The 10,957-nt window shown below is 36.9% G+C and carries 8 protein-coding genes; 1 reads left to right on the top strand and 7 read right to left on the bottom strand.

Features of this window, described 5'->3' with window-relative positions; translation table 11 throughout:
* Nucleotides 1–213: 213 nt before the first annotated feature.
* Nucleotides 214–930 carry a DUF4294 domain-containing protein gene (locus tag ACJRPK_RS13345; RefSeq protein ID WP_407140623.1) on the bottom strand — a complete coding sequence of 239 codons (717 nt, stop codon included), beginning with the start codon at nt 928–930 and terminating at the stop codon, nt 214–216.
* Between the two features lie 111 nt (nt 931–1,041).
* Here ACJRPK_RS13345 and ACJRPK_RS13340 point away from each other — a divergent pair, with 111 nt between their 5' ends.
* A complete protein-coding gene (locus ACJRPK_RS13340; protein WP_407140621.1) occupies nt 1,042–2,130 on the top strand; it encodes a M42 family metallopeptidase in 1,089 nt (362 codons plus the stop codon).
* 56 nt (nt 2,131–2,186) lie between these two features.
* On the opposite strand, the gene acs is transcribed toward ACJRPK_RS13340, so the two are convergent.
* The 6 genes from acs to ACJRPK_RS13310 all read right to left on the bottom strand — a co-directional run bounded on the left by acs (nt 2,187) and on the right by ACJRPK_RS13310 (nt 10,894).
* Nucleotides 2,187–4,139, bottom strand: coding sequence for an acetate--CoA ligase (gene acs / locus ACJRPK_RS13335; RefSeq protein ID WP_407140620.1), 1,953 nt, complete (start codon nt 4,137–4,139; stop codon nt 2,187–2,189).
* A 49-nt stretch (nt 4,140–4,188) separates the two neighbouring features.
* Entirely contained in the window at nt 4,189–4,554 is a 366-nt protein-coding gene (locus ACJRPK_RS13330; protein ID WP_407140618.1) for a response regulator transcription factor, read from the bottom strand.
* Nucleotides 4,555–4,601: 47 nt separating this feature from the next.
* A complete protein-coding gene (locus ACJRPK_RS13325) occupies nt 4,602–7,292 on the bottom strand; it encodes an ATP-binding protein (protein WP_407140616.1) in 2,691 nt (896 codons plus the stop codon).
* A gap of 265 nt (nt 7,293–7,557) precedes the next feature.
* Nucleotides 7,558–9,345, bottom strand: a complete 1,788-nt coding sequence (locus ACJRPK_RS13320; protein ID WP_407140614.1) for a sodium:solute symporter family protein — start codon at nt 9,343–9,345, stop codon at nt 7,558–7,560.
* A gap of 41 nt (nt 9,346–9,386) precedes the next feature.
* Complete coding sequence (locus ACJRPK_RS13315) at nt 9,387–9,650, bottom strand: DUF4212 domain-containing protein (protein WP_148783780.1); 264 nt, start codon at nt 9,648–9,650, stop codon at nt 9,387–9,389.
* Between the two features lie 11 nt (nt 9,651–9,661).
* On the bottom strand, nt 9,662–10,894 hold the full coding sequence (locus ACJRPK_RS13310) for a hypothetical protein (RefSeq protein WP_407140611.1): 1,233 nt from the start codon (nt 10,892–10,894) through the stop codon (nt 9,662–9,664).
* Nucleotides 10,895–10,957 lie beyond the last annotated feature (63 nt).

Here is a 10,957-nt window from a genome sequence, read left to right as displayed (position 1 = left end):
CAGTTAGCCCGTTTTGCGGGTGCAAACATACAACCCTTTTGCAGTTTCTCAAGCCTTTTTCTGTAAAATGTTTTAACCTAAAATAGAAGTTGCTGATTTTAAAAAAGATAGAATATAAAATTAATAAAAATAATTTTAATTAACTCTATCAAGCATGAATTTTTTTTATGATTTTATATTGAAACTTTGGCACTCGTCTCAAAACTTATCCCATTAAGACTTGGAGTTCGCAGACGGAGTAGCTTTACTTGTAGACCATTTATTTCTCAAATCGTAAAAAGTAAAGTCAAGTGCAGTACGTTGTTCTTCAAGAATATTATTCTGAAAACTACGCTGTAAGATATCTTCTATCCAATAATCTTCCTCTACATTGATAGGATCATATTCTTCCTTCAAAGAAATTTTAAAAAGCTTTGCGGTGTTGTTGTACCAGAAGGCACTCCAACCGCTTCGATATTCCTTTACCAAATCGAACATTGTGTATCCTGTTTGTCTGTTAATCAGCTTCACTAAAATTTGTCCTTCTGTTCGCGTCATTTTTTTTAACTCTTGTGTAAATTCATCTTCCATATAATTTTGAAGAATTTTCACATACCGCTTACGTGCTCTCTTACCTTTAATTGCAACCAGTCGATCGTTCAAACTTGTTAATCTATCAGCTGCCAATTTAGCATATGGATACACCTTCCTTGTTTTTCTTCTTAAAATCAAGTAGCGTCTTCTAGCAAGTTTATCATCAAACTTCAGTTTTCCCAGAATAATTACTTCATCCAAGTCAATTGCTTCATGGGGTATGGTGTCACCTTCTATTATATAATACTGAACATACTTAGTAGAATCATTATATGTAGTATCCTTTTCAATTCCGCCTTGAGCGAGTATTGCAATTGAGTAAAAAAGACATCCTATATATATAAGGTATTTTATCATGCTTGTTATCGCTTCTAAAATCATTCCAAAAATAAGAAATACCTTTAGCTAAACTTAATATCTATTCGAATATTATTAACTTCGTGAAAAATTGTAATTTAAAACTTTACTATGTCAAAGAAAAGTATTCTTACCCAAGACTCATTAAATTTTCTGGAGAAATATTTGAATAACCCAGCTCCGACCGGTTATGAATGGGATGGTCAAAAAATATGGATGGATTATCTAAAACCCTATGTAGACACCTTTATAACCGATACGTATGGTTCTGCTGTCGGTGTCATTAATCCTGATGCCAAATATAAGGTCGTAATTGAGGGTCATGCTGACGAAATTTCTTGGTATGTAAATTACATCACAGATAATGGTTTAATCTACGTTATCCGTAATGGAGGTAGTGATCATCAAATTGCCGCCTCCAAAAGAGTTAATATTCATACTAAAAATGGAATGGTTCAAGGTGTCTTTGGATGGCCTGCTATCCATACCCGTGATAAATCAAAGGAGGAATCGCCAAAATTAGAGAACATTTGTATTGATGTTGGTTGTAATACGAAAGAAGAAGTTTTAGAACTTGGGGTACATGTAGGTTGCGTAATTACCTATCCTGATGAATTTTTTGTGTTGAATAACGACAAATTCGTCTGTAGAGCTCTGGATAATAGAATGGGTGGTTTCATGATTGCTGAAGTTGCTCGTTTATTGAAAGAAAATAAAAAGGAGCTACCTTTTGGCTTATATATTACCAATTCTGTACAAGAGGAAATTGGTCTTCGCGGTGCAGAGATGATAACGCACACCATACAACCTAATGTAGCTATAGTAACTGATGTATGTCATGATACCACAACGCCGATGATCGAAAAGAAGACTCAAGGCGAAACAAAAATCGGGGAGGGTCCTGTAATCTCCTACGCTCCTGCTGTCCAAAATAAATTGAGAGAGCTTTTAATTGATACCGCCGAGGGAAATGATATTCCTTTTCAACGTATGGCATCAAGCAGAATGACCGGTACAGATACCGATGCGTTCGCATACAGTAATGGCGGTGTTGCATCTGCATTAATCTCTCTACCCTTACGCTATATGCATACTACTGTAGAAATGGTACACAGAAATGATGTTGAAAATGTGATCAAGTTGATTTACGAAAGTCTTCTAGCTATTGAGGATGGAGAAGATTTTAGTTATTTCAAATAATAAAATCATCCCAACAAAGTAAAAGGCAATCGATTCGATTGCCTTTTGTCTTTTCATCATAAAGCTTCATCCATAATCTCCTGAACTACATCCGGATTTAATAATGTTGAAGTATCTCCTAAGTTAGCGGTGTCCTTTGAGGCTATCTTGCGCAAGATGCGACGCATAATTTTACCACTTCTTGTTTTGGGTAATCCACTTACAAATTGAACTTTGTCTGGTTTCGCAATGGGTCCTATAGTTTTTGCTACTAACTCTCTAATCTCATTCCGTAAGGCATCATTAGGTTCTTTTCCATCATATAAAGTAACAAAAGCATATAATGCCGTTCCTTTTATATCATGAGGAAAACCAACAATTGCAGATTCTGCTACCGCCAGATGCTCATTGATAGCATTCTCGATAGGTGCGGTACCCAAATTATGTCCGGAGACGATAACTACATCATCTACCCTTCCTGTAATTCTATAATTTCCGGTTGCATCTCGATACGCACCATCACCGGTAAAATACATATTTTCATACGTTGAAAAATATACTTCTTTATAGCGTTGATGATCTCCATAGATAGTTCGTGCCATTGATGGCCACGGGAACTTAATGGCTAATCGGCCTTCGGCACTTTGAGAATTAAATTCTAATTCGTTCCCTTCGGGATCCATAAGCGCCGGCTGAATGCCAGGTAATGGTAAAGTGGCAAAAGTAGGACGAGTGGGAGTAATTCCTGCTAAAGGCGAGATCATGATTCCGCCGGTTTCGGTTTGCCACCAGGTATCCACTATAGGAGAGTTTCCTTTACCAATATTATCGTTATACCAATGCCAAGCTTCTTCGTTAATGGGTTCCCCTACCGTTCCCAAAACTTTAATGGAACTGAGGTCATGTTTGTTCACTAAGTCAAGTGACTGCTTTGCCAATGCCCGAATAGCGGTTGGTGCGGTATAAAAATGGGTTACATCTAACTTATCACATATTTCCCAAAAACGTCCATAATCCGGATAACTTGGTATCCCCTCAAACATTACTGTAGTTACACCCGCTGCTAGCGGAGCGTATACAATGTAAGAATGCCCTGTGATCCAGCCAATATCAGCCGAACACCAATATACATCCGGTACGGATTTCACCTGACCTTTGACCCCTGCTGCAGCAAGATGATCACATTGAAAAACATTAGCAAAAGTGTACGTAGTATACACCATATATCCTCCTATGGTATGTACCATACCTTTTGGTTTACCTGTAGAACCCGAAGTATACAAAATAAACAACAGATCTTCGGCATCCATTACCTCTGCAGGACACTCTTTTTCTGCTTTTTGTAATTCATCATACCAGAACTTATCTCTACCTTTCTTCATTGGTGTGGGCTCTACTGTACGTCGATACACTATTACGGTCTCAATGGAGGGTGTTTCCTTTAAGGCTTCATCACACATTTCTTTTAATTTGATGGGTTTTGTACCACGATATACCTCATTCGCTGTAATGAGCATTTTACATTGTGAATCATTAATACGACTTGCTATTGCTTTGCTGGAGAAGCCAGCAAAAACTATAGAGTGCACCGCCCCTATTCTCGCACATGCTAGCATCGCAATGGCTAGTTCGGGAATCATTGGCATATATAGACACACACGATCCCCTTTTTTAATACCATTATTTTTTAACACATTGGCAAAGTGAGAAACCTTTACAAACAATTGTCTATACGTTATATGCCGGGATTCTTCATCAGGATCATTAGGCTCCCAAATGATAGCAGTTTTATTTCCGAGGGTACCCAAATGTCTATCCAGACAATTTTCTGTAATATTTAATTTACCTCCTTTAAACCATTTTACTTCAGGTTTTTTAAAATCCCATTCTAAAATTGTATCCCATCGTTTCTGCCAATAGAATTTTTCTGCGATCGAGGCCCAAAATTCTTCAGGGTTTTCTATGCTTTGATTATATGCTTCTTTATACTCTGCAAAAGATCGTAACTGTAATGTGTCTCTAACTTTCATAGTTTTAATATTATCAATTTATATTTTCAACGAGTCTAAATCGTATTACTCAGTTAATAAGGGCATCGACTTTTTTTACTAGTTTTTTTACTGAAAAAGGTTTGGTTACATACGCATTGACACCCATGGCTAAACCCTTCTCAATATCACTATTTTTATTTTTGGCTGTCAGGAAAATTACTTTAACCTCTTTATATGCTTCATTTGTCTTTACAAATTGTAACGTTTGATAACCATCAACTTTGGGCATCATAATATCCAATAATATAATGTCAGGTACTTCTGCTTTCAAAATAGCTATCGCCTCACTACCGTCTCTGGCAATAAAAACATCATACTTATGTTTTTTAAAAGTGTATTCTAATGACATTACAATATTAGGCTCATCATCTACTATTAAAATTTTTTTACTCATGCAATCAAATTCTTAAAATATACGGCTACGCTCTGTTAGTATTACATTTATTTACAAGGCAATTTAATATTAAATCGTGCACCAGTAATTACTTCTTCATCTACCCATATCTTTCCTTTATGGTTTTCAACAATATGTTTGCTTATGGCTAATCCAAAACCACTTCCAACTGGTTTTTGCAAATTTTGGTTTTTTGATTGGTAAAATTTGTCAAAAATATGAGGGACATCCTCTTTGGGAATACCTTTACCGTTATCTTCTATTTGAATTAAAACGTTATTAGCACCACGCTTATACTGTATAGATATCTCCCCCTTTTCCTCTTCTACAAATTTTATTGCATTTGATAAGATATTAGTAAAAACCTGAAGCATCCGATCCTCATCATAGTGACTTTTGATTATGTGAATCTCTTTTGACACCTTTATCCGAACCTGCTTTTCTTTAGCTATCGGAAGTATGCCCTTTACCGCGCGATCAATGGTTTTCTGCAGATTATGTTCTTTTTTATCGAATATTTCTCTGCCGGATGCTAATTTTTCTAGATCCAGAATATTATTTATCAGTTTAGACAATCGCTTAGAATCGTGAAGAATATTACTTAAAAACTCCTGTTGTAACGAATCCGGCATATCCTCATTATCCTTCAACACCTCAGATGTTGCTCGAATAGCCGTAATCGGTGTTTTCAACTCATGAGCTACTGTATCCAGAAACTCGTCCTTTAACTTGTCCTGAAATTGTAATTGATGGTTAGCTTTTTTCAATTCCTCTGTAAGTTTAGTCAGCTCTTTTGATTTTTGAGTTAGTGTCTTATTACTGGAAATAGCTTTTTTATTTTCTTCTAATATTTCTAAAACCTCCACGAGACTCACCGGTTGCTCCTGAATGACACTGGCTATAAGAATTCGTGAAGAAGCGCCGCCCAAACTCCCGGTAAGCAATTTTTCTGAGAAGTTTATTAAGCGTGCATCTGCTCGTTCTGTCGTTAGCGGTATATCATATTTATTAAAAAACTGATGCAATGCATGATCCGTTTTTCTTCTTCCCAAAAAGGTATATAACATATTACGAATGTCTTGAACATACGCTTCGCCTTTCCATACAAAAGCATTTTCCTGCAGATAGTGTGCATTACTATGAACAAACATCTCTGCATAATTGCGCTCACGATAATTACCAACGCTCGCTAAAGACACTGCCAAATAGACCAGTACATTAAGAAACATACTCCAAAAAAATGCATGCGTGACCGGTGTTAAGAAATCAATGCCGAACAATTGATACGGTCGAAGTAAGCCGAAACCGAAAGGTCCATTTTCAATAAATGTTGCATTATCAAAAATAGAATCCAAAACAAAAGGTAAAATTAGTGTGTAGGTGGTAATTAGACTTCCACTAATTATAGAAAGTTTAGCAGCTCTGGCAGAACCCCGATTCCAAAACAATCCAATAAAAAAAGAAGGCGCCAACTGTGCAATGACTACAAATGATATCAATCCAATCGAAAATAGAGAGAGTTGTATATTAAAATTAATATAAAACAAATAAGCTCCTACAATAAGACTGAAGATTGCAATTCTTCGTATGTTTTTAATGTAATGGTCTATACGTTCCGGATGACTACGGCTAAATTTATCTAGAAATCCATAGGGAATGATCAGGTTGTTGCTAAGCATAGTTGAGAGTGCTAAAGTAGAAACCACAACCATGCTAATCACCGCTGAGAATCCTCCGAGAAAAACTAAAATTGCCAGAAATATATGCTCCTCTTTGAGAGGAAGAAGCAATGTATAATAATCCGGGTTTACATCACTCCCTAAAGATAAACTACCCCCCCATGCAATAAAAATAACAAAGACATTGAATAACAAAAGATATAACGGAAAAAGCCAAATTGCTTTTTTCAAGTGCTTTTCTGTCACGTTCTCTATCACTGAGACCTGGAATTGCCGCGGCAACAGAAAAATAGCAAAAAAGGACAGTGCTATCATAAAGTACCAATTAATTCCTGCTTCTAGAGAGGTTAAACTAATCAATGACTCAAAATTATCGGTTTTATTAATTTTACTAAAAATGTCAGAGGTCCCATCAAATAAATAAAAGGTAACATAGATGCCTATCGCTAAAAAGAAAACTAATTTCAAAACTGATTCGACTGCAACTGAAAAGATTATTCCTTGTCTCCTTCGTGCAGCATCCGCCGTTCGTGTACCAAAAAATGCAACAAAAGTTGCTAGTAGAATAGCAACATAGAATGTGGTGTCAGTAAAAACAGAACTTGTAGAAGCAGTTATGGGCGTCGAGGTCAGTATAGAGAAAGTTTCAGAAACTGCTTTCAGTTGTAAAGATATATAGGGAAGAATCCCGATTACGCAAACCACCGTTACTAAACCACCCAAAAAACGATTATTACCATATCGCAAGGAAATGAAATCAGCTATACTCGATATTTTGTGCTGTTTGGATATACGAATTACCTTTTTGAGTACTACAATCCATAAGGGTGCTGCTATTATAGGTCCCAAATAGGTTGTCAAGAAACTAACACCTGAGCGAGCTGCAATTCCAACACTTCCATAATATGTCCAGGCAGAACAATAAACTGCTAAAGAAAGTGTATAGACATACGCATTATTGACCCAACGCTTCTTAGCTTTTCTTTCTGCCCAATATGCTATACCAAATAAGACTAGCAAGTATAGTATAATGATGCTAATAACACTGTAACTATTCATGAAATCGTTTTAAAAGGTATGCCGAAATGAGAATTGAGATTAACCAGATTAAAAAGATAAAAAAATACAATAACGGAATTCCGCCAACATCCCCTGATTGATTAAAAATTAATAACAACGGAATGTTAAACAAAAAAAGGAGTACAAAAGATAGTACTAACAACTTCTGTTCGTGTCTTCTTTTCATTATATCATGGTATCATTAAGATCCCTATAAAGTTAAGAAATCGCTTTCTCAACTTTATAGCTAATCTTGTTTATTTAATTAATGAGTTGCCTGTCCCGCATTGTTGGGTAAACGAATGTGCTCTACAATCTCTTGTACATCTTGAGGAGGTGGGGCTGTAACATAGGAAACTGAAAGAGAAACAATAAAGTTTATAATCATAGCTACCGCTCCAAATCCTTCTGGAGAAATACCAAACCACCATTCACTTGGCGGTGGTAGAGTTTCATCAAACCAACCCAATTTGTATTTTATCATATACAAAAGCATACATAAAATCCCTACAATCATACCTGCTATGGCTCCCTCTTTGTTCATGCGTTTATAAAATATACCTAATACAATGGCCGGAAAAAAGGAAGCCGCGGCAAGACCAAATGCCAAGGCTACAACCGCCGCCACAAATCCTGGTGGGTTGATCCCAAAATAGCCAGCCACGCAGACTGCTGCAACAGCAGACAAACGCGCAGCAATCAGTTCTCCTTTTTCAGAAATACTAGGTTTGATCATTTTTTTAATTAAATCGTGAGAAACTGAAGAAGAAATCACAAGAAGAAGTCCCGCAGCCGTTGATAAAGCCGCTGCTAAACCTCCGGCAGCTACTAAAGCAATTACCCAGTTTGGTAATTTAGCAATCTCAGGATTTGCCAACACCATAATATCTCTATCTACAAAAAGTTCATTTTGAGTGGACGCGTTACTATTGGATATAACACGTTCTCCATTGCTCCCTCTGTTCTTACCATCAAATATAGGTTTGTTTTTGTTTCCTTCGACTGCACTTCCATTGCTGTATTGAACTTTACCATCATTGTTCTTGTCAACCCAACCTAGAAGACCGGTATCCTCCCAATTCTTAAACCATACCGGTAATTCCTGATAGGCTTTATTATTTACTGATTCTATAAGATTTGTTTTCGCAAACACAGCAACCGCTGGAGCAGTTGTATATAAAATTGCGATTAAGAACAAGGCATACCCTGCTGATTTTCTGGCATCCTTTACTCGTTTGACAGTAAAAAAACGAACAATTACATGAGGTAAACCTGCTGTACCCACCATTAAGGCTAAAGTTATCGCAAAAACGTCTAACATTGATTTTGAACCGTCGGTATATGCTGAAAACCCTAATTCCGTACTTAATCCATCTAATTTATCTAACAAATATACTCCGGACCCATCGGCTACCGTATCACCGAATCCAAGTTGCGGGATTGGATTACCAGTCATTTGTAAGGATATAAAAATTGCGGGAACCATAAAGGCAAAAATAAGCACACAATATTGTGCTACCTGTGTATATGTTATTCCTTTCATCCCACCTAAAACTGCGTAAAATAGCACGATAATCATTCCTATAATAACTCCCGTATTAATTTCTACTTCCAAAAAACGAGAGAAGACAATTCCCACGCCGCGCATTTGTCCGGCAACATAGGTAAAAGAAACTAATAGCGCACAAAATACCGCCACCGATCGTGCTGTTTTAGAATAGTATCGGTCACCGATAAAATCAGGAACCGTGAATTTTCCGAATTTTCTTAGGTAGGGAGCCAAGAGTAATGCTAAAAGTACATATCCCCCAGTCCATCCCATCAGATACACTGCCCCGTCATATCCGGCAAAAGCAATTATACCTGCCATGGAGATAAAGGAAGCTGCACTCATCCAATCGGCGGCGGTAGCCATTCCATTTGCAAGTGGAGATACGCCCCCACCAGCTACGTAAAACTCTTTGGTTGAACCTGCCCGAGACCAAATTGCAATTCCAATATATAATGCAAAGGTGACCCCTACCAAAATATAAGTCCATATTTGAACGCTCATAATTCTATCTTTAAGTTGTTAGTGAAAATTGTATTTATAAATCAATCCTTATCGTATCCATATTTTTTATCCAACTTGTTCATCAAACGAACATAGACAAATATCAAAATGACAAATACATAAATCGAACCTTGCTGAGCAAACCAAAAACCAAGTCTGAAGCCTCCCAAACGAATCTCATTTAAGGCATCTTTAAACAAAATACCTGCTCCGTAGGATACCAAGAACCATATAGTTAAAAGTATAAACAGGTATCTTACATTTTCTTTCCAATAGGCGGTAGCCTTTTTTTGTACATCTGACATAGTGGTATATTTTATAAATAAATCATTGCTTGAAGTGTGATCAGCCCTATAGCCTCTCCATCTCCGTACTTAGTATTCTTATATTCTAAAGTTAATTTTGAGTTATGACCATTCATATACATATTAGCTCCCAATCCAAACGTAGTAGCGTTATCATCGATACGATCTATAGTACGTAAACTGAGGGATGTGTAGGGTTGAAATTTTAGTTTCTTGTCTGTATTTGGGATCACATATCCAACATGTCCATACACCATGGATCCGGTTTCATAAGTTTGTCCCAGCGTATAGTTATCACCGTAATTGTTGTTTTGATAGGTAGCATAGGCAGTCAGCGCAGAACCATTATCCCCAAGAGGTGCATCATAAAATGCATCAACTGCGAATATTGCCACATTTTCCCCGGTTAATGACCCATCAGCTTCAGCCGAAACACTTCCATCAGGATGGTAAAAAAAACCTGCTCCGAGAGAAAAGACTTTTTTGGTTCCCAGATAAGAGCCTACTTTGTACGGTAAGAAATTAGATTCCTGATCAAGAAACTGATATTCAAAATAACCGGCAAAATTTTTACCCGCATCTTTGGATCCCAGTAACCTTCTTCCAGCATAAATTGGGGTTTCTCCGGCTTCGGGAACCGCTTGATCCTGTAAATTATTAGTAATCGCCTCATTAACTGATACACGATACTGTAGTTTCCCAAAAGAACCTTTGAAGAAAATACCTATATGGCGGGCAAATTGATCAGAAAGGCCGATAGTAGCCCAGGATTGTCTATTATTATCCAGCGTAAGAAGGTTTAAGGTACCTTGATTATTGAGTCTGGATATTCCATTCCAATAATGCAAACCTCCACCTATAGCATGATCTGCTCCCAAGCTATATTGAAGATACACATCATGAAAAAACAACTGTGAACTTTCCCCTAAGCCTGTAGGACTTTGGTTGTTCGCATTTAAACTATTAAGTCCAAAATGTGTTAAGATCAGAAAATCTTTACTTATTTGAGAATACATCAAAACACGTGCACGGCGTATACTAAAATTTGTAGTACTTACATCATCGGGAACATCCTCATTATATTGAGCCCAAAACTGTGCCCATGATAAGATTCTAAAATATTTTGTTCCTTCTTCATTTAATTTCACCTTGAGCCCTCCTGTATAATCAGCGGATCCTTGAGAAAAATTTTGGAGAGGAATTAAGCAACAAAGTATGCAAAAGTAAACCAGATTTTTTTTCATGACTAGTAAGATTTGATTTAGCGTGTGAGTTGTAAATCAACATGATATACAGGATTAAAAGTC

This window comes from Aquimarina sp. 2-A2 (genome assembly GCF_045505135.1).
Taxonomy (GTDB): domain Bacteria; phylum Bacteroidota; class Bacteroidia; order Flavobacteriales; family Flavobacteriaceae; genus Aquimarina; species Aquimarina intermedia.
This window is presented reverse-complemented; position numbering and strand designations above follow the sequence as displayed.

Excerpts from the sequence above, each read along its gene's own strand:
- ACJRPK_RS13345 (WP_407140623.1), bottom strand. The coding sequence starts at position 930 with ATGATAAAATACCTTATATATATAGGATGTCTTTTTTACTCAATTGCA.
- ACJRPK_RS13340 (WP_407140621.1), top strand. The coding sequence starts at position 1,042 with ATGTCAAAGAAAAGTATTCTTACCCAAGACTCATTAAATTTTCTGGAG.
- acs (WP_407140620.1), bottom strand. The coding sequence starts at position 4,139 with ATGAAAGTTAGAGACACATTACAGTTACGATCTTTTGCAGAGTATAAA.
- ACJRPK_RS13330 (WP_407140618.1), bottom strand. The coding sequence starts at position 4,554 with ATGAGTAAAAAAATTTTAATAGTAGATGATGAGCCTAATATTGTAATG.
- ACJRPK_RS13325 (WP_407140616.1), bottom strand. The coding sequence starts at position 7,292 with ATGAATAGTTACAGTGTTATTAGCATCATTATACTATACTTGCTAGTC.
- ACJRPK_RS13320 (WP_407140614.1), bottom strand. The coding sequence starts at position 9,345 with ATGAGCGTTCAAATATGGACTTATATTTTGGTAGGGGTCACCTTTGCA.
- ACJRPK_RS13315 (WP_148783780.1), bottom strand. The coding sequence starts at position 9,650 with ATGTCAGATGTACAAAAAAAGGCTACCGCCTATTGGAAAGAAAATGTA.
- ACJRPK_RS13310 (WP_407140611.1), bottom strand. The coding sequence starts at position 10,894 with ATGAAAAAAAATCTGGTTTACTTTTGCATACTTTGTTGCTTAATTCCT.